The sequence below is a fragment of the Kribbella speibonae genome, from assembly GCF_004331375.1.
In the GTDB taxonomy this organism is placed as follows: domain Bacteria; phylum Actinomycetota; class Actinomycetes; order Propionibacteriales; family Kribbellaceae; genus Kribbella; species Kribbella sindirgiensis.
In genome coordinates this window covers 497,484-524,193 of the sequence record NZ_SJKC01000006.1, presented here as the reverse complement: position 1 = coordinate 524,193, position 26,710 = coordinate 497,484, and the positions used below count along the sequence as shown (strand labels likewise).

18 protein-coding genes, 1 tRNA gene and 1 pseudogene are annotated in these 26,710 nt (G+C 65.0%); 7 read left to right on the top strand and 13 right to left on the bottom strand.

The annotated features are described in order from the left end of the window. The first annotated feature begins 202 nt into the window (after nucleotides 1–202). Together mobF and E0H92_RS45865 are read left to right on the top strand one after the other, a co-directional pair. A complete protein-coding gene (gene mobF / locus E0H92_RS36740; RefSeq protein WP_275670127.1) occupies nucleotides 203–3,814 on the top strand; it encodes a MobF family relaxase in 3,612 nt (1,203 codons plus the stop codon). A gap of 180 nt (nucleotides 3,815–3,994) precedes the next feature. Continuing rightward, nucleotides 3,995–4,249 carry a DUF3024 domain-containing protein gene (locus E0H92_RS45865; RefSeq protein ID WP_131499461.1) on the top strand — a complete coding sequence of 85 codons (255 nt, stop codon included), beginning with the start codon at nucleotides 3,995–3,997 and terminating at the stop codon, nucleotides 4,247–4,249. A 112-nt stretch (nucleotides 4,250–4,361) separates the two neighbouring features. Here E0H92_RS45865 and E0H92_RS36730 read toward each other — a convergent pair whose 3' ends face one another. Beyond that, complete coding sequence (locus E0H92_RS36730; protein WP_131499460.1) at nucleotides 4,362–4,697, bottom strand: hypothetical protein; 336 nt, start codon at nucleotides 4,695–4,697, stop codon at nucleotides 4,362–4,364. Between the two features lie 55 nt (nucleotides 4,698–4,752). After that, entirely contained in the window at nucleotides 4,753–5,361 is a 609-nt protein-coding gene (locus tag E0H92_RS45355) for an ASCH domain-containing protein (RefSeq protein WP_238173754.1), read from the bottom strand. A gap of 863 nt (nucleotides 5,362–6,224) precedes the next feature. On the opposite strand from E0H92_RS45355, the gene E0H92_RS36720 reads away from it, so the two are divergent. From E0H92_RS36720 to E0H92_RS36710, 3 genes are all read left to right on the top strand, one after another. Then, a complete protein-coding gene (locus E0H92_RS36720) occupies nucleotides 6,225–7,196 on the top strand; it encodes a hypothetical protein (RefSeq protein ID WP_131499459.1) in 972 nt (323 codons plus the stop codon). A 99-nt stretch (nucleotides 7,197–7,295) separates the two neighbouring features. Then, on the top strand, nucleotides 7,296–8,300 hold the full coding sequence (locus tag E0H92_RS36715) for a hypothetical protein (RefSeq protein ID WP_131499458.1): 1,005 nt from the start codon (nucleotides 7,296–7,298) through the stop codon (nucleotides 8,298–8,300). 135 nt (nucleotides 8,301–8,435) lie between these two features. Next, nucleotides 8,436–12,119: a YobI family P-loop NTPase gene (locus E0H92_RS36710; protein ID WP_131499457.1), complete on the top strand. Its 3,684-nt coding sequence runs from the start codon at nucleotides 8,436–8,438 to the stop codon at nucleotides 12,117–12,119. Here E0H92_RS36710 and E0H92_RS36705 read toward each other — a convergent pair. From E0H92_RS36705 to E0H92_RS36680, 6 genes and pseudogenes are all read right to left on the bottom strand, one after another. Then, complete coding sequence (locus E0H92_RS36705; RefSeq protein ID WP_131499456.1) at nucleotides 12,112–13,383, bottom strand: TIGR02679 family protein; 1,272 nt, start codon at nucleotides 13,381–13,383, stop codon at nucleotides 12,112–12,114. The two genes, E0H92_RS36710 and E0H92_RS36705, sit on opposite strands and share 8 nt — an antisense overlap. Next, nucleotides 13,383–13,874, bottom strand: a complete 492-nt coding sequence (locus E0H92_RS36700; protein WP_165550189.1) for an SbcC/MukB-like Walker B domain-containing protein — start codon at nucleotides 13,872–13,874, stop codon at nucleotides 13,383–13,385. Before E0H92_RS36700 ends, E0H92_RS36705 begins: the two co-directional genes overlap by 1 nt. A 5-nt stretch (nucleotides 13,875–13,879) precedes the next feature. After that, entirely contained in the window at nucleotides 13,880–17,602 is a 3,723-nt protein-coding gene (locus E0H92_RS36695) for a TIGR02680 family protein (protein WP_131499454.1), read from the bottom strand. Continuing rightward, entirely contained in the window at nucleotides 17,599–18,849 is a 1,251-nt protein-coding gene (locus tag E0H92_RS36690; RefSeq protein WP_131499453.1) for a TIGR02678 family protein, read from the bottom strand. Before E0H92_RS36690 ends, E0H92_RS36695 begins: the two co-directional genes overlap by 4 nt. Continuing rightward, nucleotides 18,846–20,282: pseudogene (locus E0H92_RS36685) on the bottom strand (DUF2397 domain-containing protein); the annotation flags it as partial. The pseudogene E0H92_RS36685 and the gene E0H92_RS36690, both read right to left, overlap by 4 nt. Before the next feature lie 265 nt (nucleotides 20,283–20,547). Continuing rightward, nucleotides 20,548–20,784: a helix-turn-helix domain-containing protein gene (locus tag E0H92_RS36680; protein ID WP_131499451.1), complete on the bottom strand. Its 237-nt coding sequence runs from the start codon at nucleotides 20,782–20,784 to the stop codon at nucleotides 20,548–20,550. A gap of 103 nt (nucleotides 20,785–20,887) precedes the next feature. On the opposite strand from E0H92_RS36680, the gene E0H92_RS36675 reads away from it, so the two are divergent. After that, nucleotides 20,888–21,736 carry a hypothetical protein gene (locus tag E0H92_RS36675; protein ID WP_131499450.1) on the top strand — a complete coding sequence of 283 codons (849 nt, stop codon included), beginning with the start codon at nucleotides 20,888–20,890 and terminating at the stop codon, nucleotides 21,734–21,736. A 25-nt stretch (nucleotides 21,737–21,761) separates the two neighbouring features. On the opposite strand, the gene E0H92_RS36670 is transcribed toward E0H92_RS36675, so the two are convergent. From E0H92_RS36670 to E0H92_RS36660, 3 genes are all read right to left on the bottom strand, one after another. Further along, nucleotides 21,762–22,643, bottom strand: coding sequence for a hypothetical protein (locus E0H92_RS36670; protein ID WP_131499449.1), 882 nt, complete (start codon nucleotides 22,641–22,643; stop codon nucleotides 21,762–21,764). Nucleotides 22,644–23,105: 462 nt separating this feature from the next. Then, nucleotides 23,106–24,536 (bottom strand): helix-turn-helix domain-containing protein, encoded by a 1,431-nt coding sequence (locus E0H92_RS36665; RefSeq protein WP_131499448.1) that lies wholly within the window; start codon nucleotides 24,534–24,536, stop codon nucleotides 23,106–23,108. Nucleotides 24,537–24,778: 242 nt separating this feature from the next. Beyond that, a tRNA-Lys gene (locus E0H92_RS36660) sits at nucleotides 24,779–24,854 on the bottom strand. 178 nt (nucleotides 24,855–25,032) lie between these two features. On the opposite strand from E0H92_RS36660, the gene E0H92_RS44810 reads away from it, so the two are divergent. Further along, nucleotides 25,033–25,677 (top strand): G5 domain-containing protein, encoded by a 645-nt coding sequence (locus tag E0H92_RS44810; protein ID WP_202873999.1) that lies wholly within the window; start codon nucleotides 25,033–25,035, stop codon nucleotides 25,675–25,677. A 29-nt stretch (nucleotides 25,678–25,706) separates the two neighbouring features. Here the strand turns inward: E0H92_RS44810 and E0H92_RS36650 are convergent, their stop codons facing one another. After that, nucleotides 25,707–26,207, bottom strand: coding sequence for a YceI family protein (locus tag E0H92_RS36650; protein ID WP_131499447.1), 501 nt, complete (start codon nucleotides 26,205–26,207; stop codon nucleotides 25,707–25,709). Nucleotides 26,208–26,238: 31 nt separating this feature from the next. Then, on the bottom strand, nucleotides 26,239–26,643 hold the full coding sequence (locus tag E0H92_RS36645) for a pyridoxamine 5'-phosphate oxidase family protein (protein ID WP_165550187.1): 405 nt from the start codon (nucleotides 26,641–26,643) through the stop codon (nucleotides 26,239–26,241). Nucleotides 26,644–26,710 lie beyond the last annotated feature (67 nt).

Below are 26,710 nucleotides of genomic sequence, written 5' to 3'. Positions count from 1 at the left end.
TCCACACCGCCCGACCGGACCTGACAACAACCCAGCAGCAACGCCAAACGTCGAGCACCGATGATTGGCGACAGTCGAATAGGACTGGCTACCGGTCGCCACCGCGAGCGCCGCAGCGATCAAACCATTGACCGCTCATCCGTTGAGCTTGCATGCGCGAACTAGCGAACCCAATCAACCGCCACGTTCTGGGTGGGCGACTGTGCTGAGTATCCACCGGTTGAACGCCGAAGAGGGGTACCTGTACCTGCTTCGGCATGTCGCCGCAGGGGACGTTGATCGGCGGATGGCTACGCCGCTGACGGCGTACTACGCCGCGTCGGGATATCCACCTGGCCGTTGGATGGGTCAAGGTCTCAGCGGTCTGGGCGACGGCGAATTGATGCCCGGAAGCGAGGTGAACGAGGCGCAGATGGCCGCACTGTTCGGACGTGCGGAAGATCCGCTGACCGGCCGGACACTCGGCGAGCCGTACCGCGTTTTCAAAGGCCCGAAAGAGCGGATCCAGGACCGGATCCGCGATCTCGACCCGGCCCTGCCTCACACGGAACGCGAACGTGCGGCCGCGCGGATCCGGCGCGAGGAGATGCGGAAGAAGTCACGGCAGGCAGTCGCCGGGTTCGACCTGACGTTCTCGCCGGTCAAATCGGTCTCGGCACTGTGGGCGACTGCCGATGTGGGCACCCAGGAGCAGATCGTCGCTGCCCACCACGCGGCTGTCGCCGACGTGGTGTCGCTGATCGAGCAGCATGCGGCGTTCACCAGGAGCGGCGATGGCGGGATCGCGCAGCTGGATACTCGTGGGGTGATTGCGGCGGCGTTCGATCACTGGGACAGCCGCAGCGGCGACCCGCAACTGCACACTCACGTGGTAGTCGCCAATCGCGTACAAGGCCCGGACGGTGCGTGGCGGACCCTGGACGGGCGGGTGCTCTACCGGTCCGCGGTAGCGATGTCGGAGATCCACAACGTGCTCCTTGCCGACAATCTCAGCCGGCGTCTTGGCGTGAACTGGGAGCTGCGCGAACGCGGTTCCCGGCGGAATCCGGCATTCGAAATCGACGCGATTCCCGACGAACTGATCCGCGAGTTCTCGTCCAGAACCGCACAGATCGAGGCCAACCTCAACGCACTTCTCGACGACCGAAACGACCAGATCCACCCACCCGACCAGCGCGAAATGTACGCCCTGCGGCAGCACGCGACCCTCATGAATCGCCCTTCCAAGCACCTCGCCCAACCCCTCGCCGTGCTGTTGGCGCAGTGGCGTCAACGCGCCGACCGGGCTATCGGACACGACGCCGCCGCCATCCAACGATCCCTGAACGCGGCCGGCGAGCGTCCCCTTGCAGCGGCAGACCTGAGCCCGGAGACGCTCGACGCGTACGGCGCCGCGACGGTCCTGACCCTGCAAACCAAACGCGCGACCTGGACCCGCTGGAACCTTCTCGCCGAAGCAGCACGGCAATCCCGTCTCCTCCGCTTCGTCACCACCAACGACCGCTTCACCGCGCTGCAGACGATCGTCGAACACGCCGAGCGGCACTCGATCAGCCTCACCGCACCCAACCTGGTCACCATGCCCGTCACCCGCGCCAGCGGCGAGAACGTTTTCACCATCCACAATGGCCAGATCTACACCTCACCCGTCATCCTCGGCGCCGAAGCGATCCTGCTCGACCTCGCCCGCGACACCACCGGACCCACCATCACCCCAGCCACGATCCACACCGTCGGACTCAGCCCTGACAAGGCCGCTGCGCTCGGCCGAATCGCGACCAGCGGTCAACGACTCGAGGCCCTGATCGGCCCAGCCGGCGCCGGCAAAACCAGCCTCTTATCTGCTCTCACCGCCAGCTGGGAAGACAGGTACGGCGACGGGTCGATCATCGCTCTCGCCCCATCGTCAGCCGCCTCGACGGTGCTGTCCGATGCCATCGGCACCCCCACCGAGAACATCGCGAAATGGATCTACGAGTCCGCCGGCCTTGGCGCCGAACAGCGCCGCGAGCAAATCCTGCACACCGAACACGCCGCCGCCCTCGCCCACCGCGCACACCGCCGTCTCCGCCACCAGCGACTGATCGCGCAACTCGCAGCCCTGCGAGCCGAGCACGATCGGTGGAGCTTCCACAAGAACCAGCTCGTCATCGTCGACGAAGCATCCATGGCCAGCACCATGGAACTCGCCACCCTTGCCCGGGCGACCAACTCTGCCGGGGCGAAGCTCCTTCTGGTCGGCGACGACGCCCAACTGGGAGCGGCCGACACCGGCGGCGCCTTCCGCCTCATCGCCAAAGACACGGAGGCTGCCGAACTTACCGACGTGTGGCGCTTCACCAATCCCTGGGAACGCGACGCCAGCCTCGCCCTACGCCGCGGCGAACTCGTCGCCGTCGACGCCTACGACGGACACCACCGGCTGACCGCGGGCTCATCGGAGGCGATGGAAGACGCCGTCTACAAGGCCTGGCTCACGGACACCAACAACGGAAAGACCAGCCTGCTGATCGCCGCGGACAACGCCACCGTCGCGCGTCTCAACGCCCGCGCCCGTCTCGACCGCATCACCACCGGCGAAGTCGAACCCGACGGCATCGAACTCCACAACGGCAACCACGTCGGCCTCGGCGACCACATCGTCACCCGGCTGAACAACCGGCGCCTCCCCTACGGCCACCGCCAGTTCGTGAAGAACGGCGACCGCTGGACCGTCATCCACCGCTGGCCGGACGGCTCCCTCACCGTCCAAAATCCCACCGGCGACACCGTCACCCTCCCGAGCGCATACGTCCAGGAATCCGTCGAACTCGCCTACGCCACCACTGCGCACCGAGCCCAAGGCGCCACCATCGACACGGCCCACCTCCTCGTGACGGAGCAGCTCACCCGAGCCCTGATGTACGTCGGCATGACCCGCGGCCGCCACGCCAACAACGCCTACGTCGCCACCCACCAGACCGACGCGGACCTCCACGAACCCCACGCCGAACAGACCATGCAGGACGTCCTCGAAACCGTCCTCAACGATCCCGGCGTCGAAGAATCCGCCCACGAAGTCATGCGCCAAGAACTCGACAACGCCACCCGCCTCGACCGCCTCATCCCCATCCACGAACACCTCTGCCAACTCGACGCCAAAAAGCGCTACCAACCCGCCATCGCCACCTCCGGACTCGACCCAGCCGACCAGGCCGCGCTCCAAGCCTCCCCCGCTTACGGCCCCCTCATCGCCGCGCTCCGCCGCGCCGAAGACGCTGGCCTCAACATCACCGACGTACTCCACCACGCCGTCAACCAGTCAGCGCTCACAACCGCCAACGACCTCGCCGCCGTCATCCGCCACCGAGTCCACCGACTCACTTTCCGCGCTCTACACAAGACCGGCCGCCACCCCACGCAGATCGTCGGCCTCATCACCCCGGCCACCCATGCCAGCGACCCCACACTGATCGCACCCCTGCGCGAACTCGAATCCCAAATCATCGAACGCACCAACTGGCTCGCCGACCAGCTACTCGCCAACCCACCCATCTGGTACCGCGAGTTGCGTCGCGCAGCCGGTGATCCCCCAGACCAGGATCTCGCCGGGCTTGCCCGCGAGGTCGCCGCATACAGAGAGCGCTACCAAATCCACGGCGACTCCATCCTCGGGGACACCCCACCAGCCAACGCAGACGTGCGACGCCATCAGCACGCCCGGCTCATGAGGATGCTCACCGGGTTCTCGCCAGAGGCTGTCGAACGATCGATCGACGGCACAGGCATTGCTGAGGTGTCAGCACAGCCCGTTCAACTGCCGCAGCCGGATTGACCTCGCCATATCAGGTGCTAGGCCAGACTCACCGACCGTGGGTCGGTAGGCTCTGGGGTACGACAGTCGCCCGCCTGCATGCTTCCATCAAAGGTGTCGACCAACCCGCTGTGCTCCGCACGCCGATCGGCCAAGCCGCTGACCAGATCAGCATGGCTCAGGCCACGACTGGTGATCTGAATGGCGCTTCCCGACCTTGATGTTGCACGCGTACAGCACTGGTGTGCCGCACGGGTTCCCGAGCACGCTCGCGACCATTGGACGAGCTCCGCAATGCCTCGTCTGCGCTACAACGCCACTGACATGTCCTGGACGCTGTACTGGGCCGACCAGCACCAACGCTTCCACACCTACAACCGGATCTCCCCGTCGCAGCGCATCGAAGACCTACTGACTGAGATCGAACGCGACCCCACCAACATCTTCTGGGGCTGACCGCAACCCGTCGGCGAGATCGTGCTACGCATTTGCAGCGAGTCGATCAAGGGCGCGCGTCACTGGTAGGCCGCCGCAGCCGTTCGGACTGCGGGCCAGCCGTCGGGCTGTCTCAGTCGGGGTATTGGAGGAAGGCTGGTTGGACACGCAGCAGGTGGGTGTCGGGGTGGGTGGCCTCATACCGCTCCATGACCTGGTCGTAGCGCTTTGCCTTGAACAACTTCACGGCCTGCTCATCTTCGTCCAGGCCGCACGCCATCGCCAAAGCGGCTCCCTCACGCAGCGCAACCGCCTTGGTCGGATAGACCCACACATCCAGCCTGCCACCTCCGCTGTAGCCGCGATGAGCCAGCGTCCACACGGCCGGGTCCTTCGTCGTGTCCACGCTGCCGTCCGGGTGGTACGTCGTAGACGAGGTCACCTGCCGGATGAATGTAGGACGACTCACCCGTCAACAGTAGCGGGCCGAGCGCCGCTGTGCCGGTGGGCGTAACAGACCCGCATCAGGGCCGCACCAACTCGATGCCGATGGCAACCACACCCAGGGCTTCGCGCTCCGGAGGATAGATCTGGCGGATGTTGGCGAGCTGCTCTTCCCGCGTGGCCAGGGGGTTGACGGCCTCGACTGATTCGGAGTCGAACATTGCGTCGAAGTCGGTGTACCGGGCGACCCTCGTTACCCGGGTCAGCACTTCGTCGCCTTGACAGCGGAACCGGATCAGGGCGCCCGGTTTGATGTTCTTGCGGCTGGAGTCGTTGACCCGGATCTCGGTGGTTTTGCGGCCGGCGACGATCAGGTCGAAGTATCGCTTGTAGATGCCCATCTCGTGGGCGCGGATCAGTGGTTCGGTGGGGCGTGCGGTCATCAGTCGGCCTAGCTCCTTGACAGTGAACGATCGGAAGAAATGCTTGGGATCCGTCAGCAGATGCGACACCAGCCAGACCAAAGCGTCGACGTAGTTGTCGACCGTGCCGGGCCAGGCAGTGGTGTCGAGCATCCATGGTTCGACGTCGGCGGGAAGGACGCCGCGGCCATGCTCGCGCAGCAGCGACGTTGACAGCTTCGCGCCCGTCGGGGCCAGGACCTGAGGGGTAAAGACCCGGATCGGCATTTGCCGAGCAGGAGTCCCGAGCGCGCCGAGGGCGCGGTCGGCACTGACAGTTCGTCGCGCCCATTGTCTGACCCCGAAACGCAAGTTGCTCGGCTGGGACCACTTGACTTGGCTCGGGTAGCCACCCGTTCGCACCACATGTAGCCCCACGCGAGCCGGACTTGATGACCAAGACAGAGGCGGCGTGGAGCTGACCTGCGTGCTTATATGGTGCCCCCGGCAGTGCCCGGCAGGATTCGAACAGGCGACGCACGGTTTAGGAAACCGAACCACTGCACCTACAGGAGGCTCTCCAGCCTTCCCGAGTCAACTCCAGTCCAGGTGCTCTTCACTCTGGTAGCCCCGAGTCTACGCGTCTGCGTTCCCACTGTTGTTCCCACTCGGAACTGCTGTGTCCGGGCAGTTCGAGGCTCAGGGGGACGGGTTTGAGTTCCGCTGATCGGCGGGGCCGGCAGTCGAGGACATATGAGGGCCGAGCGCGCACTCGCGGGTGGTCGGGTTCCTCCGCCGACGTCCGGAGCGGACATCCTCGGGGCAAACCCGAGCCGCGTGCGGCCCCGCCGGTGGAGGCCAAGAGCAAGCTTTGTCACATAGAGACATGCACAAGGCCACGAACCCGACCACCTGAGCTCCGCAGCAGGGGTTGAGGTGCGGACACGTTACCCGAACCGGCTCCCTCGGTGCTGAGCTGTGCCTGCAGCGTAGCAGTTCCGAACGCACTCCTGCCTCCGAATTCGGTAAAATCACTGCCTGGCCAGGGTAACCTCCACGCTAGCACCGGATCTAGTCGCTTGGCCTTCTCTTACCCCTACGCTAGTGTAGAGATTGAACCCTCCCTCTCTCATGGAACGATAGGATATGTAATGATGTCACATGAAGGGCGGTGGCCTAACTCATCAGAAGGATCAACATCCACTATCAAAAGTCTCGACCCGCGCGAACCTAGTGAGCTTGCTCTGTGGACGGCATCGCAGCTTGCGTACCGGATAAAGAACCGTCCCAATACGCCTGTCCGGCGATCGTTCACTGAACTGACGCCGGGCATTAATTCCGGATTGAAGGTGCCGCCTCTGGCGCAGTTGATCCGCGGCGGGCGTGGCGGGAGCGTCCGGCTGCGGTTGCTGCTCGCGCTGCTGTGGATCGCAGCGGCGCCCCCCTACGAGGTGCGGATGCCAGCCAGGGCTTGGGCTCAGTTGCTTGATCTCCCAGACCCTGCTGGGAAGGGTGCACGGCGTGTTGCTGACGCAACCCGGTGGCTGCAGCAGCGGAGCCTTATCGAGGTAGTTCCCAACGAGGGAGGCTCGAACACGCTTCGAATTCTGAACGAGGCGGGCAACGAGCAGCCATACGAGCCGCCGGGAGCCGCCTACCAGCGGCTGCGAGACGATCCCGCGGCAGCCGGTAAGCACCTTTACGTGCGCCTGCCCTCCACGCTCTGGACGTATGGCTGGATGGCCGTTCTGAGCCCCGCGGCGATTGCGATGCTGATCATCTTGTATGTCCAACTCGGCCGATCGGGCACAGCGGGCACATCGGGAGCGGTGTGGATCTCCCCGAGCTATGCGAAGGAATCGTTCAAGCTTTCTGACGAGACGCGCGCGCGTGGGCTCCGCGAGTTGGAAGTGGCAGGCCTCGTGACCGTCCAGCGCCGTGAGCTCGACGCGAGTAACGTCCTCGCGGAGCGCCGATTCCGCAACGTGTACCGCATCGAGCCGCAGCGGTTCGAGCGCAAGGCCTTCGTCCCAGCAGACAATGGGCCGGTAGATCGCTCCAGTCGACAAGTCGAAGGTGAACGCGGTGCTCGGCGGATCGAACCGGCGCACAAGGCTGAGTGACGAGTCGAACCGTCCCTTGGCGTAGCGGCGCCGAGGGCGAGCACAGAGAGGATGGACGCCTGCGGCCGTGGGAATGCCCGGAAGGCATAGCCTACGGTGATGCGCCTGATCCTTGACACCAATCTGTGGTCCGATATTGGTGACGAAGGGGTTGCTTCGGAGTTCGATGACTTCGTCAGCAGACGTAAGTTGGAAGTGCTGGTTCCACCGAGCATCCTGATCGAGGTCTGTCGGCTCTCGGTGCGAGAGCTGCGGGATCCGATCGTCCGCGCCCTCGCTGTCGGCCCGCGCCGGCGGCTGCCGACCGAGGCGGAGTCGGAGTCGGCCGAACTGGTCGCAGAGATTCGGCGTCTCCGGCCCGACTGGATGCGCAAGATGCCGAACACGGCCAAGGTTGCTGCGCTGAACGCCTTCTGGACCAGGCAGGTCTGGCGAACGGCGCTCATCGACTCGCAGCGGATCTACGACTACGAGCTGGGTGGTCGTCGGCTGCATGACGACCTGATGAAGGTCCAGCAGAGTGAACGGAGTCAGCTGCTGCAATCGAACTTCTCACTTCGGCCGCTGACCGCTCTGGAGGTCAGCGAAGGAACTGCGGGTTTCGGTCGAGAACCTGGTGGCTGGCCGGATGAGCCGATCGAGGCATGGCGAATGTCGTCGTTCGAGCTCTATTGGCACCAGTTGGTGAAGATCGCAGGACGTGCCGTGCTGACCAAAGAGGACACAACTTCGGCGGACTGGGTAGGTGCCTATGTCGACCTGAGTCGCCTTCGCAGATCGATGTCGGACTTCCTCCACTTGTGGGCGTATGAGGTGGACTTGCTTTCGATGCCGAGGAACTGGGTCCGCTGGGCGGTCAACGTTATGCAGGTGGGGGAGAAGGTCACGGGTGGCAATCCGTCTGATGAGCAACACAGCGCGTATCTTCTGGACTGTGATCGCTTCCTGACCGCTGATCAGCGCTACGCCTCGGTCCTGCGCGCCGTCCGCGAGGACGCGCCGTTCGAGATGGCCGAGCCAACGGTCGTCTCGGGCGACCGCACGGTACCCGTGCTGGACAGGATCCGTGCAGCCCTCGACGATCCCGATGCTGGAACCGAATAGCGCCCTCCAGGACGCCTGCTTGTCGTCGAAGATGCCGTAGCTGTCCGCGGGTGCTGGCATGATTGTCGGTCAGCCGGAAGTTGGTGGGGTTCCGGTGGGGTGGTCGCTGTGATTGTGTAGCGGAGGGGACGGGGCGTGGAGCTGAGGTTGCCTTGGCGTGGGAGTGATGGCGAAAGATTCCGCAGGGGAGACGGCGCTGCGGGCGGGCCGGCGCTACTGCCCCTGACGCCTGAATACGATCCCGGGCAGCATTCGACGTACGTCGAGAGCCTCACACAGGCGCTTGCTGACGAGGGCGTCCGAAACATCGCGCTGACCGGTCGGTACGGCGTGGGCAAGTCGAGCGTGCTGTCGGAGTTTGCAGCCAGGCATGGGGACCGGGTCCTCAGCCTGTCGTTGTCAACACTTGGCCCGGGCGAGGAGAAGGAGTCTGCCACCAACCAGATCGAGAAGGAGTTGGTGAAACAGCTTCTTCACAGCCGGCCGCCGCGAGTCCTGCCACAGTCCCGCTACCGACGGATCGAGTCGTTGAGTGTCGGGAGGGCGGCGGCCGGATCAGCCGTCCAGCTAGCCGTCGCCGGGGGTGTGCTGTGGTTCTTCGGCCTCTACCCCAGGGTTGCGGTTGCGGCCGCCGGCCAATCTTGGCTGGTGCGGATCGGAGCGGCGCTGCTCTTCGCCGGGCTGATCACAGCCGCGCTGACCTGGATTCGACTGGCTGTCCACAACCGGGTCGTGTCGTCGGTCTCGGCCGCCGGCGCATCCATTTCGCTGACCGACAAGGAGGCCAGCTACTTCGACAAGTACCTCGACGAGATCGTGTACTACTTCGAACGGGTCCCAGTGGACGTCGTCGTGTTCGAGGACCTCGATCGCTTCAACGATCCGCAGATCTTCGAAGCGCTGCGTGAGCTCAATTCGTTGCTGAACGCGGCCGGCGCGGCGTACGGCAAGACGATCCGGTTCGTGTATGCGCTGAAGGACAGCATCTTCGAGCGTCTCGGCCAGGACAGCTGGGACGCCGGGCATGACGCCGCGACATCCGAGGCGGTGCGGGCAAACCGGACCAAGTTCTTCGATCTCGTCGTGCCGATGGTTCCGTTCATCACACACCGGACCTCTCGGGATCTCCTCAGCCAGCTCCTGAGCGAGGAAGCGCTCGTTCCGGTATCTCCGAAGCTGATCGACCTGACCGCCCGGCATATCACCGACATGCGAATGCTGAAGAACATTCGCAACGAGTACGTCGTGTTCGCCGCAAGGCTCATCACCCAGGAGCACGGCGTTTCGAAGCTCCGGGCCGACTCGGTGTTCGCGATGATGATCTACAAGAACCTGCACCTCGCAGACTTCGAGCGGATTCAGCTGGGTCGGAGTGATCTGGACTCGGTGTACTGGCAGAGCAGGGAGCTGATCCGGCAATCGATCGAGATCAGGCGAACGCGGTTGCAGGGGATCGCGGCCGGCAAAGCGCTCGCCCACGCGCTCGAGCAGAAGGCGAGCGACCACGCGAACCGCCTGCGGTGGTACGCCGAATCACTTGGGCAGGTCGGCTTCCCCCACCTCAAGTTGTCCGGGTTCCAGGTGGACAATCAGGCCTTCGACGTCGGCGATTTGTCGGACGGTTTCTGGCGTGCTTTGCTCAGCGGATCCCCAGAGCTCCGTGCCGTGTTCTCCGCGCAGTACCAAGCGACGCAAGCGCTCGCAATCGCGCGGGATCACCTCGGGGAACTTCTGCGGGGGACCCTGAGCGTCGACGAGTGGGACGAACGCGAGCAGGACGAGATCGAAGCGGAGCGGAACGCTCTCACGGAAGAGATCGATCTCCTGCGACGGGCGGGCTTCGACAACCTGTCCGGCCACCCTGACTTCGTGTTAGGCAGTGGGGACGAACGCCGCACCTTCGATGACCTGCTCGAGTCAACTCTGAAGTCCGAAGTGGCCCGCGATCTGGTCCGTCACGGCTACATCGACCAGAATTTTCCGCTCTATGTCGCCCAGTACTACGGCGACCGGGTGTCGGCGGTAGCGATGAACTTCATCGTCCAGCACGTCCAGACCAACAAGCCGGAGCCGTACTACTCATTCCCCAGCACGGAAGACGTCGTCAGTGTGCTGCGCGAGACGAGGGCCGAGTTCCTCGACCAGCAGAGCGCGTACAACATCGCCATTCTCGACCATCTGCTCGAGCTTCCCGACCCGGCGAATGCGAACACCGTCTTGGACCGCATCGTTGACCTCGACGGTCCCCAGGAGCGGTCGTTTCTCGACACGTACTTGAGCGACGGTGCCGGCGCACGCGAGGCCGCCTCGCGGCTGGCGCGCTCGTGGAAACTGATCTTTCGTCGGTTGATCGAGAGTCCCACCCTGGACGATGCGCGGCGTCTTGAACTGGTCAGCGCGGCACTTGAGCAGGCTCGGGTCAAGGTGCGGTACGAGCTTGGAGATTCCGTACGGGCGTACCTCCAGGGCAACTATGCGAATCTGATGCGGCCGGTAGACGTTGCCGTTGCCGTTGCGCAGAATGCGGTGGCGCTTCTCGGCCGAGCCGGCGTGGTCATCGACGACCTCGCCGCCCTCGATCCCGGTGTGCGGAGACTGGTGATCGCTGACGACATCTATGAACTGACCGCCTCGAACCTCCGCGCCGCACTCGGGGACCCGGAAACGCTCAGTCTGGATGTCATCCGTGCCATTGATGCTGGGGTGTTCGAGGATTGCATCGCTCGCCCGGCCAGCTATCTGGACTTGGTAGGAGCAGAACAAGGCGGCTCCGTGACCGTCTCGGATCCCGCAGCCTTCCCATGGGTCCTGGCCAGTCTGGTCGGCTGGAAAAAGCCCATGATCGCCCAACTCTGTCGGCTGGCAGCCAAGGGGTGCAGGATCGAGGACCTCTCGGATGTGCCAAAAGGGGTGTGGCACGGCGTGGTGCTGGCCCGACGATGCTCCCCCACTTTCAGCAACGTCGCTCGCTACGTGGAGTATGCCCAGGGGATGGACGCCGACCTGGCGGGACTGCTCACCGAGGCCGGCGCGATCAAGGTTGGCGCGCGAGGGGGCAAGGCCTACGAAGAGCAGAAGCTCGAGATGGCCAAGGTGGTGTTGAACAGTTCCGCGACGATCCCGTCTCCGAAGACCCGGGTTGGCTTGGTGACCTCGCTCGATCTACAGCGAGCTGTGCGCCCCGACGAGATCGATCCTGAAGAGGGCCACCTTCTCGGGCTGCTATTGGAGAATCGGATCTGTACAGACACAGTCGAAGTGTTCCAGCGCTTCCGCACCGATGACTGGAACACGCTCAGCTTCGGGATCGAACGCTCGCAGAACTTCGCCAAGTTCGTCGTTCCAGAACTGCTGGATGAGCAGGTGGTGGCACGTCTCCTGAGCAGTCCGTCCATTGATGAGGGCATCAAGGAGGTCGTCGTTGCCAGGTTGTCTGAGTTCGTTCCGTCCGACGACAAGGGGGCGCTTCGAGCCGCAGGTAAGTTCGCGGCGGTCTCGGGTTCTGGCCTGGCGGCCGATCAGGTGGCACGGATCGCGCGCGTCACGACGGACCGTGCCCTGGTGATCAGACTGGTCGACCAGTTGGGTGACACGATCACGCCGGAGGCGATGGTTCTCGCACTGGTCGCCCTCGGTGCGCCGTACACCGACCTGTCCAAGCCCGGCGCCGAGATCACTGTGCCGAACGATCCTCACCATCAGGCGGTCTTCAACCGACTTCGCCGGGCCGGCCGCCTCAGCAAGGTGTCCGTACGGCGAGTCAAACCGGAAATGACCGTGACTGTTGCCTGGAACAAGGATACGCCCGGGCTCAGCTGAGGTCTCCGAGTAGGGCATCCAGCAGTGCTTCCTCGTGGACTGCGAGGCCCATGTGGTTCATCGTCGCTGTCAGCTCAGCATCCCACTCGCACGATGGGACGTCTCCGGCGAGCGCGATGCTGTTCAAGGGACTCAGGGTGGCCACGGCATCCAGATAGTCCCGTCGGCTCATCCGCCACGGTTCGACGCCGAGACGATGCAACCGGTTCGCGATCTCGATACCGGCGGCATCGAAGTCCCCGTGGTACGCGGCCGGGATCCCCTGCGCGGCCAAGGCCGCGATGGCGAGTAAGCCGATGATGGATGGATTGCCGGAGACGCAGAGGAGAGGCCGACTGACGCGAGCGGCCGCCGCGGCCTGGAGTACCTGAGGGTTCTCGCAGATCCGGATCAGCTCGGCCGGCGCTGCCCAAGGCTCGAGCCCGGCGGCGACCTCCCACTCCTGGAGCGTTATGTGGGTGACGAGTCCAAGATCGGCCCGGGATCTCATCATCGTCGCCCAGGACCCTTTTCCGGGCGGCCGCAGTCCCCAGACAATCACTGTTCCCGACACATTGTCCGGGTTCACGCCGACACTCAGCCAAAGATCACGACGTTCTTGTGCGGTGGTTGGGTCCGGCCGGTCGGTGGCAGCCGCGACGGCACGGAGCACTGCGGCAGCGGCCAGTGCCTGGCTGTCGAGACCGTGGGCGCCTTTGGTGTGACTGGAGGCCAACTGGCCCAGCTCCCATCGGCCGGTCGACTCCCCGCCGTCAAGCGCGGGCCGCAGCGCTCCAAGGACCGCGCACACTTGGCTGATCAGCAGGCTGGCATCGCCCCGCGCGCGGGCCAGCAGGCCTGCTCTGCGAAGACCGTCGATCCATCGCGGTACCCATGGGCGGTCCTGGAGACCCACAGCTTTGAGTTCGGTGTCCAACTGCGCCCATAGCGAGGCGGTCTGAGCCGCCTTCTCCGTGCGTAGCGCGGACCGATCCTTCAAGGGACCGCCGAGCACTTCGAGGACGCTGAGCAGACCACACTGGGCAGCGGAGCCACGAAGGGCCTGGTCAAGGTCAGCAATATCGATCTTGGTCTTTCGGGCCGCAATCGTCCTTCCGAGCAAACCACCCAGTACCTCGGCGGTGGCTGTCTCCAGATCCACGGTGATCTTGCCGGTAGGCGACAAGCCATTCTGCTCGACATGCGACCGTGCCCGGCGCCAGATCCCTGCCAGCGCAGGGGAAGCCAGTTGCCGGCGTACGGGGTCCGGCATCGGTGTGCTCATCACACCGGCCTCAGGTACCTGGTCCTGCCGTCCCAGTGCACGTGCGTGGTGACCGCCGGCGTACCTGTCTCCCTCCGTACCTCATAGACATCGAGAGCCGGCACCTCAGGGTAGGTTCCCCACAGAGCGTGTCCAGTTAGACAGAAATCCAGATCGAGCCGGACCAACAGGCCCAGGAGTTCGGCGATGGTCCGGTCGTCCACCTTGGCGAACGCATCGTCCAGGGTGATCAGTCGCAGGGCCCGATCTGCTTCGGGAAGGCTTGAGAAGTACGTATCCGCCGCCGCGAAAAGTACCACGTACGAGACGAACCGCCGCTCGCCCTGGGACAGCCTGCTTCGCCGATTCACCGCGGCGTCTTCTTGGCCCGGACGAGTGATGTTGACGTTGATGTGGTGCCAGCGCCGATAGTCCAGGGCAGACTCCAGCGCGGCCACGTAGCCTGCCGCGGGGTCCGTCTCGAACTCCGCGGTGACGCGCTCCTTCAGCAACTGGATCAGCTCGCCGTGTCCGCTCTGGAGCGGAACGCCGAGGACCTCATGCACAACGTACGAATCCTGCCGATCGCCGAAGCGTCCTCGTGGAGCAGCTCCCACTTCAGCCGTACCCGGATGCCTTGACTTGTCGTGATCCCCTTCAGGGTCCCGTCCATGGCCCGCACCAACTGGTCCGCATCACCGAGCCTTCTGCGGAGCTCATCAGCGACCCCGCCGACGACATACTCCGAGAACACTTGGTACTCGCGCTCCGAGAGGGCAGCTCGGGCCTGATCGACCCGTTCGTCGAGGCGCTGGGCGGCGAGCGCAATCGGGAACCGACCGTCGGCATCGATCAGCTCGAAGAGGCGCACGCCTTCGACCACCGAGAGAACGATGTCGAAGCTGGACGACAGCTCACGATCGAGTGTCTGCTGTGCCTTCAGCAAGCTGTTCTCATCGATGGGCGCCGATGTGTCTCCAGCCTGGACTGTCTCCCGAAGCTGCCGGCAGGCCCGTGCGAGATCCGGCGACTCCTCACTGAGATCCGTGATGAGGCGAACAGCCTGTTCCATGTCCTCAGAACCTGCTGCGGATCGTCTGTGGGTGGCGGCCTCGACGACGCCGGGAAGCGTCAGTTGCGTCCGGAGGTGGCCGAGAGTCCCAGCGAGGATCTGCTGTTCTTGCTGTGCCGTGAGTTCGGCCTGGTTCGCCTGACTCTCGACAACTGCGGCGTTCGTCACCAACGTCCCGGCCCGCCGGCGGCCCGCGGCCACCTTCAGTTCCAACTCGTCGGCTTGCCGCTTCGCCTCATCGATGCGGCGCATGATCTCGTCGGTTCCAGTCCCGAAGTCCTTCCGAATCGTCTCGAGTTGCTGCGCGACATCCCGCCAGCGGCGCCACGCGCCCTGAACCTCGCCCTCTGCGACGCGGCGTCGGCCGGCCGCCGCATCAACCCTGCCGAGGCCCTCGGCGTGCACATCGCGATGCCTGCTCGTGGTTCTGATCGCCGTACTCAGGCCGCCGCACTGCCGCGCGCTCTCCTCGGCGTTCCGCTGGACAGCGGCCAGATCGTCGACCGTCTGCGGCAGATTGCTGTGGTCGCACAGCCTGCGATGTTCGTCGGAGGCCTGCGTCCAGGCCTGGCGCAGCTGCTCGGCGAGGCCGCGCGCGCGAGCTGCCTCCTCCTTGGCCACCTCTGCGGCCTGGTACGACATCTTCGCCGCCCACCGCAGATTCTCCAGAGGGCCGCTCCTCGGCGAGGTCATGAGGTGAGACTCGAGCCTGGATACCGCGGACTCGATCGCTTCCCGTTCAACCTGCCGGGCCTCGGCCACCCGGTCCAACGACACCAGTTCGATCGCGATCTCGGCCAGCCTGGCCTGTCGCGCCGCCTGGCGCGCCGCAGCGCCGATGTGTCGTGGGTGATCGGCACGGTACCGGCCGGAGAGCAGGCCGTTGCCCCAGCGGCCGTCGACGTCGACCCAGGTGGCATGGCCATCCGAGCCAAGTCCGATCCTCGACAGGATCTCGCCCACCGTCTCGGCTGCGACCGGGCTCTCCGTGTCAGGTCTGAGCAGCGACGTCACCGGCTGCCGCGCAATCTTCGACTCGTGGGTGAGGAGTACCTGCCCGTTCGCAGCTGTCAGGGTTGTGTCCGCAGTCACAGCGGCAGTGAGCAGCCCGCTGGCCTGCAGAGCGGCCTCGATCGCGCCACGGGTGTCGTCAATGTCTGCTGCGTCCGTGAAGTCGATGCAGCGCCAGAGCGGCACGGCGCCCGCAGGCATCGTCTGCGCCCACGGGAGGAGCTCGGGCTCGGGGTCCTCATCAGCTCTGAGTGCGCTCTGTTCGCTCTCAAGTTGCCCACGCCGCTGCGTGTCGTTCTTGTCGGCCATGTCGAGCTCTGCCAACGACCCTGCCAGCCGCAGTCGTGCCGGACTTGCAGCCGCCTGAGCCGCTTGGTCCAACTGCTCGAGCCTTGGTTCCAGGCTGTCGCCGATCAGTGCATTGATGTCCAACAGCAGACCGGCCACTGGACCGGTAGACCAGTCGACCTCTCCCAGCACCTCGGCTGAGTGGCCGGACGTAGTCCAGTCCCGCCACTCGCGGGCGAGCGACCTCGCGGCGTCGTCCCGCTCTTCCGCGTTCTGCTCTGCGAGTTCTACAGCGTCGGACGCTTTGTCCTCGGCGCGGCCGGCCGCCTCGTCGGCTCGCTCGACCTCGGCCTGCTCACGGACGAGTTTCTGAGCCGTGAGACCACGGTTCGTGGCGGCCGCGGCACGTCTTTCGGCGCTCTCTTTCAAGGTATCGACCGTGACCGCCGCGGCATCGAGCTGTCCAGGCGAAACCGTGAGGACATCCGGTCTGGGCCGCAGCAGCGGTTGCAGCTCGTCCTCTGCGGACATCCGGACGAACTCTTCCAGGGGTTCGGCTTCGATCCTTGTGCTGCGGATCGGACCGGGCAACGCACCGACGGGTACGCCGGCGCTCAGCAGACTCTCCCGGCACCTCGTACGGAGGTCCTCGGCCGTGGAGACGGCCAGCGTGAGTTCGCCGGCCGATCTGTTGGCAGCGCCAACAGCGTCGGACTCGGTTTCCCTCGTTGACTCGCTTGCGTCGATTCGTGCTTGCATGGCGGTTCTCAGAGCCGAGGCTCGTTCTGCTAGACCCTCCAGCTGTAGGCCGGCTTGGTAGGCGGGAAGCTTCGTCCAGCCTTCGATATCTGCCCGCAGGTCCTCCGCGGTGGAGGCGAGCTCCCCAGCTTGCCGGTCCTCGCTGGTGGCGTCCTCGTAGAGCCTCCTGGCTTCCCGCCGCAGATCGGCCGCCGCCGTCGCGGCTGCCCGAACCGAGCCGGCTTGATTTTCGACCGTGCTGATCGCGCTGGACAGCAGAGTTCTGACGTAGCGCCGATAAGTGGCCATGAACGTGCGGACCTGGTCCTGAGTCTGGGCCAGGTCTTGTTGTGCCTGTCTTGCCTCGGACAGGGAGTCGAGATGGGAGCCGGCGGTGTCGAGGGCATGCTCGGACAGCGGGGGAAGCGCATCGGAGAGGATCTTCGCGAGCTTGTTGTCCTCGATGCGGTTCCCGACATCCGGTGATCGGAGTGTGTGGAGGAGCTGCAGAAGCCCGCTGTAGCGCTCTTTGCCCGACTGCCCGGAGAGACCGAAGACGCGGTGCGCAACTCGATCGCAGTGGACCGAAGGAGACTCGGTGATGTTCTCCTCGCCGATCAGGTCGGTGAGGTTCTTGAGCCCGAGGGGATGGCGTCCGGCGTCGAGCAGAACGAGGTCCTCGCCGACTCGCTGTGGCGTGATGAAGTACCACACCTTGGCGCGCGACGTACTCGCCGAGTACCGGATCAGCGCCGCCACCGTCAGGAACTCCGGGCCGTCGTTCTCCCGAGTCAGTTCGAGCCACAGATATCCGAGCCGGTTGGGCTGCTCCTCACCGCCGTACCGCATGAGGGTCTCGAGTTTGACGGTCCCTGAACCGGTCGAATCCATCCTGCGTCGGTCCGCATCGAGCAAGAAAGGCAGGAGCATCTCCAGGGCGCGGCTCTTTCCGGAGCCGTTCGTCCCACGCAGGATCATCCTGCCGCCGGAGAAGTCGAACTCGTTGTCGTAGTAGTACCAGACGTTCGTGATACCGGCGCGATGCAGCCGCCAGCGGTCGGGGTGATGGGTGGGAGCCCGCTCGTCAAGGCCGTCTGCCGAACCGGGCCGTGGCGGCAATGTGACAGTCATCGTTCCCCCTGCTCTGAAGAGTCCGGGTCGGTGAACAACCCATCGAGAGAATCCGCGGCGTGGTCCACCACGTGGCGCGGACGTGATGGCAGCTTCTGTGGTTCGGGCCTGTATCTGGCACAGGCGGGATGGAGTATCAGGCCGTCCTTGACGGACCGCGTCAGACTCAATGAGTTCAGCAGCGAGACCGCTTCGTCGATCAATGTGTCCGGGGCGTGCTTGTAGCGTTCGGCGAAGGCTGAGCCGTACTGCTCGATGATCAGCAGCATCTCTTCCCAGACTGTTTCCGAAGGCGCGAATACACCCGGCACATCCGCGCCGTCGAGTTGTGCCCGGGACTCGGCCGTCGGTCGGAGAGTGTCGGTCAAGGCATCGAGCAGCAGCAACGCCGCATGGGCAACCGTGCCCTTTCCAGGAAACAGCACGTCGGTGAGCTCTTCATCCGGGTCGTACACGAGCGCGCCCTCTGAGCGCACCTCGAGGATCAGGCCGAAGTCCTCGTCGAGTCGCCGCGCCAGGTCACGCCGTTCGCGGGACAGCACGTCGCGCTCGGCCTCGCTCAGGTCTTCGCGTCGTACCAGCGGGTTCTCGACGAGCTTGCGGCGCAGGCTGCGCCGTGGAGCTTCGGGATTGAAATGGTCCTCTCGCACCGTCAGAAGTTCCCCAGGCGTCGAAGCTTCGCGAAGCGTCGTGGCGAGGAGATGCGGAAGGAGCGGCCTGTTCACATCCAGCAGGCATTCCTCCTGACGAGTGCCCCAGGAGGCAATCGCCCCGTCTGTCTCGCTGATCACGCCCCACTCCATCAACAGGTACAGGGCCTGGGTGAGATGGCGGGCTTGCTCGATCGTGTCAGGCAGGCTCAGCCCGGCGAGTACGGCGTCAGCCCGGATCTGGTCGGCCAGCGCCGAGAGCAGGACCTGTTCACCGACCGTTGGTGACAGCAACGCTGAACACGTCAGCGCGAGGTAGGTGTAGTGCCTCGGCGTGAAATCTTGTTCGGTACTCCGTTGGGCCGCCCGCGTGGGTGTGCCCGCGTCGAGACCCGCCTTGAACAGCCGGGCGAAACTCGTCTCGACAATGAGGTTGTAGCCGAATCTGCTGAAGAACAACTGCTTGAGCGTCTTGGCGTGCCGCCGGACGAGCGTCAGCTCTGCCGGAGCGTTTGTCGTCAGGATGGGCGTCTTCAGTAGGGCACGCGCCGCCGTCCGACGCTCGGCTGCCTCGTGGCTCGCCGTACTGACCGTCATCCGGCACCATCTCCGGTCTCGAGTCCCCGCAGACCGGTCAGCCCGGCGACCGTGACGCGCAGACCGTGGATCACCAGATCGCCGTCCGGTGCGCTGATCAGTGTGCGCCCAGCCGACGGACTGAATTCGATCTCGAGTGCGAGATCCGCATCCACGATCGACGCTCCCTTCGGAATCACCCGATACATCGCCAGGAGGCGGCCGAGGTACTCCAGTGCCAGATCCCGAGCCGCTGGGCTGAGGTAGGCGCCATGGAGATCTGCGGCCGCAACCAGCTCGCTGGCCGCGAGCCGCCGCCGGTCGTGTTCCCGCTCGGCCTCATCGAGCAGACGCTGGCGAGTCAGGCCTGGATCCGGTACGGCGGAGTTCTTGCCCCTCGGCGTACGGTCACCGCGCTCGCGAAGGCTGACCGCTACGTCGACGCGCTCGGCGTCCCACCACGACGTGGACGGACCGTCGATGACGTTCGGATCCTCGGGCCCCGCGAGTAGATGCCGGACCGGATACGCTCCGAAGGCAGCGGCGAAGAGACGGTGCGCGGTGTCGGCGTCCGCGTGATCGAACCAGCCGGCCAGCTTCAGCAGGTCGGCACGCCTCGAGAGTCCGGTTCCGGCTGCGGCGAGCATGCGCTTGGTGTTGGCGAGCAGTTGGCCTAGCGCTTGGTCGGCAGCCGACCGCAACGTCTCCGGTCCGGATCGGCCCCGCGACCCGTCGTACCACGCGACGAGCTCCGCCCACTCCTCGACTGTCCGACCTGGTTGTCGCTCTGCTTGACCGCCCTCGGGCGTGATCAGGCTGGGCAGCGAATCCAGGACCTCGATGAGCCGGCCGGACTGTGCCTGGACCCGCTTCAAGCGCTCGAGCACGGTCGGCTCGTGCCGGGAGACATCTGCGGTGATGAGCTCGATGTACTCGAGCAGCAGAGTCTTGAACTGCAGGTACTCCTCACCGGCGAGGTCGTACCTGGTGAGGATCTGGTTCAGATAGCGATAGAACTCCTTGACCGACTCGTCGAACACCGCCTGACTCGTGAACACCGAGGTCACTTCGGTCGCGAGCTGCTCCGCGTCCGGCGTACCGGGACCGCCGAGCGCTGTAAGGATCCGCTCGAGGCTGGCAGCGATACCTCCCAGGAGTTCGCGGGCGACTTCCTGGACGCCGTCGCCGGCTGCGAGGATGTCCTCTGCCACTCGGTGCAACCGGCCACCGAGCTTTGACGCGTGAAACCGGCTCCGGCCACGGTGGTAATCACGAACGGAGGTCGCGCGCGTGTCGCGGACGCCACGGAGCAAGTTCCCCCATTTCTCGAGCTTCTCGCAGCGCTGATAGACCTCGTCATCGGACAGCACGATGCCAGCCGCCCGTAGTTCCTCGGCAACTTCAGAGGGCGAGAGGTCCGCCAACAGTCGTCGCGCGAACAGATCGAAAATTGCCCGGTATTCCTCTGATCACTTGGCGGTCAGATACCGGAAAAGATCGCTCCGCGTGCCGGTGACGATCTCGTCGGCGCCGTCCTCGGGCGCAGCCCCCACGTTCCCCCCTCGAACAGCGTCCCCTCGCACACCACGCGTCAAGGCGGACACGCGGCGTAGTCATTGCAGTATGTAACCAACGGCACGGTTTGTCACCAGGTCCCGCCGGTGCATCCCGATCGCTCATCGGGACAACACGCCGTGGGGGCCACGACAGCCGAGAGACTCACGTGCTCGAGTCCTGGCCAAGAGCTTCGGGGGAGACCGATGTACCGGTGGCTAGAGCGGTGTCAGCCAGTTGGTCGAGAACTCGGGCGGGTACCAGGATGCGTCGACCGATGCGGAGCGCCGGGAATCGATTCGCGCTGATCTCGCGGTAGATCGTCATCCGCGAGACGTGCAAAGCACTGGCTACCTCGGCGACGGTCAGCCAATCGCATGAACCGTCCTTGGGGTCGTTCATACAGCCTCCTTCGCCAGGATCCACTCGTGATCAACGACTTGGCGTTCGGAGGTTTGACTCGGCGTGTAGTGTGTCCTCGTTACACATTACACAGAGGAGGCCGATGAAGTACGACTTCATGCTGCCGTTCACGACGCCGCGCTCGGCGCCTCTCGACGGCAGCGCACGAGACGAACTGCTCGCCGAGATTCAAGGAGTCGTTGACGGGGAGGGCGGCGTGCCTGCGCTGGATCCGCCGGAGTACTACCGCGTTGACGATCGGTTGATCGAGATCTGGACTCTCTCGCCGGGGCCGGTGGTGATCGAGTTTGGGTACTCCGAGGTCGCCGGCAGTCGTGAGAAGCTCGCGAACCGGCTACGTGACCTCGTGGAGATGGGTCTAGAGATCGACGCGCTGCCGTCTTGGCAGTTCGACGAGACGAGTGAGGTGGTTTCGGTCCGCGCTGGCTACGCATCAGCTGATGAAGCCAGGGCTGACGGACGCCGATTGTTGGTCGCTGCAACGATTAGGTCCGACGAGCTGCGGTTCGCGACCGGCTGGGACCGAGACATGGTCTTTCTGGTCCGTGGAATCGACTGGTACACCATCCGTACCCACGGCAACGGGACAATCGACTTCAAGGTGAACGAGGAGCCACTGAATGCTCACATGACTTATGCGAAGGCCTGCGGCGACCTGTCTCGAGACATTGAGTACACGTTGGAGCTCGTGGGCAACGAGATGGGGCCGTTCGCCCGGAAGGTAGCCGCGGCCTTCGTGCAGCGGGATGCCGCCAACGCGTTGCTGGCGCAGGCTCGTCAGTCTCTCCGGGTGTCGATGGAAGGCGTCGATCGAGTTGCCGAAGCGGGCGGCGACGGGGCGAACCTCTCAGAGCTCGCACGCAAGCTCCACACCGATCGTGCCAACCTCTACAAGCTGATGCCGTCGCGGCGGCCGGGCCGGCGCCGGTAGCCCAGGCTCGACTGCCTCCTCTCTCCTACGTGCCCGACATGGCGTTCGCGTCGAGGTACACGAGTTGGCGGTGGTCCTCGATACCGTCCTCCGGCTCGGCTGAACCGAAGTCAGGTGCCAGATTGACCGTGTCTTCGGGTGCGACCTGGAATCCTCCATCAGCGTCTGGAACGAGGGTGATCAGGTCGGCGCCTCGGAGTTCGGCGTCGTTGGCCGCTGTCCGAAGCAGGCCGCGAACCTGGTCAGCGCTGTAGTGAGCCGTCGTTGTCAGGTACTGGTAGGGCAACCGGATGAGTTGAGGCCAGCCGACCTGGCCGCAGTTCTGGATGGTGTCCCAGAACTGACGCCAGGGAAGGGGGCGCGGTGATGGTGACTTCCCGTTGCTCCAGGTGATGATTGGCGTGCTGCCATGTGTGAAGTCGTAGCGCACCAAGCGTTTGGACGCCTTGCGTGACCGCGAGCCATGCCGAGCGAGGTCAGTTGCGAGTACCCGAGCGACTTGGGCCGTGGTGAGGACCACCATCCAGTCCGCGAACCACCAGCCTGGACCGCTGCGGCTGAACGCCAGGTCAGTCACCGGAATGCGGTGTCGTCTGGCCTCCGCTGCCAGTTCGCCAGTCCAGTCAGGTCGTGGGAACGCGTAGAACGGTTGCTGGCTCGGCGGGAGGTGGGAGTACTCCCAAAGCTGCCCCAGGTCGACTTTCACATCCTGCAAGCCAGCTCCGGACACAGTCACGGTCTTGAGCTCGATCTGGACGGCCTTCCCGGGCCGGTTCGGAAGCCAGGCGATGTCGATGTCTTGTCCAGCAACCGGCCACCACAGCGCGACCTTGGACCTGTAGCGGTACAGCAAGTACTGGCTTGCCCAGTGTTCGAGCGTCTTTTCGGGAACGGCGACATTGGCCACGGGCTGGATGCTAGCGCGGGAGCATCACGCATCGCGTGCCTCGGTGGGTGGAGTACCTGGCGGCCGAAATTGTCGACAAAGCTCCCGCCAGCTCCGTTGCTGCTCCGTCGTACGTTGACAAAGGTTCGAGAAATGATGGGTAGCGACGAGCACTATGATGGCAGGCGGGCGGCGTATCAGCGTGTTTGCGGTCGGCTATGGCTGGCGACGCCAAAATCACCCAAATCTTGGCAGGTTGAGACTGCCTGCGGAGCTGCGACTGGTCTCGGCAGGTGGGTGCAGCAATGCTCGTCTGTAGCCGCCGGGTACACCGCGGCCGACGGCGGTCCAGAACTACTCCGCGCCTGTCAGGTGGCCGCCCGCGGTGTGCACGACGGGTACCCGGCTCCGAGCAGGTGACGCGGTCAACGGCCAGCGCGAGCTCGGCCCCAACCTCCAGAGACCAAACGCGCGGTGCCGTTCTCACCAGAGGTCGAGGTCGGCGAACTCCTGGTCCAGGGCGGTTGCTGCGGAGGGGTTGTGGATTCGGCGGCCCATGTAGACGTCTTGGGTTATGGAGACTTGGGCTTGGCCTAGGTGGTCGGCTATTTGGCGGGCGGATTGGCCTCGGCGATCTAGGGCGGTGGCGGTGGTTTTGCGGAAGGTGTGGGAGCGGATCCAGGTGAGGGCGTCTGAGGGTGAGGGTTGGGCTGCTTGGTCGACTTGGGCGCTGAGGGTGGGTGATGCGTCGAGGTTGATGCGGTAGGTCTTGACGAGGGTGGCCACCAGTTCGCGGTCGACCTTGATGCGACCGCTCTCGATCAGCTCGAGTCTGGTCTTGGGCCAACCGAGTTTCTTGACGACCTCTTTGCGGGTCAGGCCGGCCTGCAGGCGCGCGGATCGCAGTACCTGGCCGAGGTCGCGGCGGGCGGTGCTGGCTACGGGGGACAGTGCGCGGCGGAGGGCTCGGCGGACGTTGGAGGGGTCTCGGAAGCCTCCGCGGGAGTCGGCGAAGATGGGGGCGTCGGGGTGGATGCCGGCTGCGTGGCGTCGGCGGAGCATGGTGACGGCCCAGTCTGGAAGGGGTAGGGCGCGTTCGCCGGCTTTGGACTTCGGGGCCTTGCGGATCAAGCCTTGGCCTGGGACGCGGGCCATGGTGTGGGTGATCTCGACTGCGCCGGATTCGAGGTTGACCTGGGACCAGAGGACCGCGAGCGATTCGCCGATTCGGACTCCGGTGCCGAGCATGAAGAGCACCAGGTCCGGGAGGTCGGCGTGCACGGCGGCCTCGTCGGTGGTCAAGAGCTGGCGTAGGCCTGCGATCTCCTCGTTGGTCAGAGCGCGCGGCGGGTTCTTCGGGCGGGACTCGACCGCTTCGACTTCGCGGACCGGGTTGACCGTCAGGGCGCCGTACCGGACGGCGAGTTGCATCATGCCGGAGATGACCGCGCGGCAGGTCTTCGCGGTGGGGCGGCCGGCGTTGCGTTTGATGGTTCCGATCACTCTGTCGATGCGGGGCGTGGTTGCCTCGCCGACCAGGAGTTCGCCGAGGGCGGGGCGTACGTGGTTCTTGATGGCCGTGCGGTAGGTCGTCAGCGTCGTCGGTGATCGACGGCCGTCTTCGATGCGTTCCTCGAGCTTCTCGATCCACAGGTCGATGAGGTCGTTGATCTTGTCCGTCGGGCTCAGCTCGCCGTACTGCGTGAGCTTTGCCCGGTCTCGCAGCTTCGTGAGTAGGCGGTGCTCGGCTGCGCCCTTGGTCTTGGCAGACGCGGTGACCTCACGGGTGCGTCCGTCGTGGTCACGGAAGTACGCGGATGCGCGCCAGGAGACCACCTTGCCCTCGGCGTCCTTCCTCTCAGCACGGGATCGGACGTTGCCCCACGTTCCGATCGGAAGGTGCGGTCTGCTCATCTCAGCCCTCCACAGTCCAGCTGCACGTGGCAGCTCAACGTCTGGGCGGGGCGGGGATCGGACGAAACGGGAGCAGTGCGACAGGATGCGATACGTCGCTCAGCAACGCGCCGCCAGCTGGCTGCGCGGAGCCGCCGATCCCCCTCAGATGGGCATGCATCGGCCACTCTGAGTATTGGCAGAGTTTGCGCAGACCCAACTTTCCAGACCGAGGCGCCGATGTGCGCCTGACCTGCGGAAAGTGGTAGGCCCCGTGGGACTCGAACCCACAACCCGCGGATTAAAAGTCCGCTGCTCTGCCAGTTGAGCTAGAGGCCCTCGGTTGGTGAGGGGAACAGTGTGTCAGGTTTGGTGGGGGTTTGCTTGGTGGGGGGTTGGGGTGAGGGGTTGCGGGGGTGGTGGGGGTGGTGGTACAGATCGGAATTCGCTCGGGTGGGCCGGGTGCTGACAGATCTTGCCGCGGGGGGAACCGACGGCGGGTTTGGGGGGATGGATCGTGTTGCTGCGTGGTGCGCTGGGGGCGGTTGCTCTGGTGGTGCTGGTGGGTGGGTGTGGGGCGGAGTCGGGTACGTCGGCGGGGGATGAGCCGGAACCGACTACCAGGCTGGAGGGCAGCGTCTCGTCCGGTTCGGTCACCACGCGGGGGCCGGCGGCTCCGGTCACCACGATCCCGCCGTACGGGACGCCGGCGCCGCCGACCGTGACGGTCAAGGCGGTGCCTGTGACGACCACGAAGGAGGTCGTGGAGTTTCGGGTGATTCCGTTCAAGAAGAAGACGGTGACGGACAGTTCTTTGCCGAAGGGCGAGAAGGAGGTTCGTACGGCGGGGGTGAACGGTACGCGGCGGCTCATCTACCGGGTCACGTTCGTGAACGGCGTACAGACCGGTAAGCGGTTGGTTCGGCAGGAGGTGGCGAAGGCGCCTCGGTCGCAGGTGACGGCGGTGGGGACGAAGGTTGAGGAGCCGGAGCAGTCGGGTGGGTGCGATTCGAACTACTCAGGGTGCGTTCCGATTGCCAGTGACGTCGACTGCTCGGGCGGGAGTGGGAACGGGCCGGAGTACGTCGACGGTCCGATCGAGGTTGTCGGCTCAGATACTTACCGTCTCGACGCCGACCACGACGGGATCGCCTGCGAGTAGCTCAGCGCGCGCGGGTCGCGGCGAACGAGTCAAGCGCGCCGGGTGGCGGTGAGGGATACGGAGAGGGCTACCTGCGGGTGGATGAGGGCCGTGGTCAGCGCGTTCCAGTTGGCGTGCCAGGTGTGGCGGTTGATGGGGTGGGACGTTTGTAGGTGGAGTTCGTCGGGGGTTTGGGTGAGGGCGAACGGGATGGTGAGCGGGTGGGTCACGCCGCGGATTGTCAGGTCGCCGGTCACGTCGACGTGGTCTGGGTCGGTCGGTACGACGTCGGTGGCGACGAACGTCATCGCCGGGTACGTCGACGTACCGAAGAAGTCCTGGCGTAGTTGAGAGTCGCGGCGGGCGTTGCCGGTGTCGACGCTCTCCAGTTGGACGGTGAGCCAGCCGGTCGACGCCGCCGGGTCCGCGGCGTTCACAAAAAAGGCGCCCTCGAACGTCGTGAAGCGGCCGTGCACCTTGCCGCCCACGCGGTGCGCGGCCACGAACCCGATCCGGGTCCGCTCCCCATCGAGTACGTAATCGTCGCTCATACCCCGTACGACGAGGTAGCCCGCGGAACTGTCAGTCGATCACAGCGGTGGTGATGCGCCGTGGCGTGATGTCGAACATCGAGTCCTCGGGTGGGTGCGCCAGGTAGGCCGCGCGGTGCTCCGAAGGTAGGTACTTCTCCACCATCGCGTTCAGCAGGTCTGGATCAAGCGGGAAGAACCGCGCCACGCCCTGCATGTTGACGTACCGAGCCGTTGCACCGTCGGCCGACTGGATCGAGAGTGACAGCTCACCCGTGCCGGTCCGGTGCAGCCGGGTCTTCTTGGATTTAGCCGGTGTCATCACCTGGAATCTGTTCTCGTCAGGCAGGTGGTGGAACCACACCGGCGTCACATGCGGCGACCACCCCGGGTCGTCGACGGCCAGCACGGCCACCAGCGGCTGCGCCAGGAACTCGGCTATCTCATCGTCGTCCATCGCTCGGAAACCCATGAAATCAACGCTCCCACCTGCCACCGACAATCCATACTTCATGTCGTGGAAA

Coding starts and splice junctions, on each gene's coding strand:
- E0H92_RS45865 (WP_131499461.1), top strand. CDS start 3,995: ATGGCGCTTCCCGACCTTGATGTTGCACGCGTACAGCACTGGTGTGCC.
- E0H92_RS45355 (WP_238173754.1), bottom strand. CDS start 5,361: ATGCCGATCCGGGTCTTTACCCCTCAGGTCCTGGCCCCGACGGGCGCG.
- E0H92_RS36720 (WP_131499459.1), top strand. CDS start 6,225: ATGATGTCACATGAAGGGCGGTGGCCTAACTCATCAGAAGGATCAACA.
- E0H92_RS36715 (WP_131499458.1), top strand. CDS start 7,296: ATGCGCCTGATCCTTGACACCAATCTGTGGTCCGATATTGGTGACGAA.
- E0H92_RS36705 (WP_131499456.1), bottom strand. CDS start 13,383: ATGAGCACACCGATGCCGGACCCCGTACGCCGGCAACTGGCTTCCCCT.
- E0H92_RS36695 (WP_131499454.1), bottom strand. CDS start 17,602: ATGACTGTCACATTGCCGCCACGGCCCGGTTCGGCAGACGGCCTTGAC.
- E0H92_RS36690 (WP_131499453.1), bottom strand. CDS start 18,849: ATGACGGTCAGTACGGCGAGCCACGAGGCAGCCGAGCGTCGGACGGCG.
- E0H92_RS36680 (WP_131499451.1), bottom strand. CDS start 20,784: ATGAACGACCCCAAGGACGGTTCATGCGATTGGCTGACCGTCGCCGAG.
- E0H92_RS36675 (WP_131499450.1), top strand. CDS start 20,888: ATGAAGTACGACTTCATGCTGCCGTTCACGACGCCGCGCTCGGCGCCT.
- E0H92_RS36665 (WP_131499448.1), bottom strand. CDS start 24,536: ATGAGCAGACCGCACCTTCCGATCGGAACGTGGGGCAACGTCCGATCC.
- E0H92_RS36650 (WP_131499447.1), bottom strand. CDS start 26,207: ATGAGCGACGATTACGTACTCGATGGGGAGCGGACCCGGATCGGGTTC.
- E0H92_RS36645 (WP_165550187.1), bottom strand. CDS start 26,643: ATGGACGACGATGAGATAGCCGAGTTCCTGGCGCAGCCGCTGGTGGCC.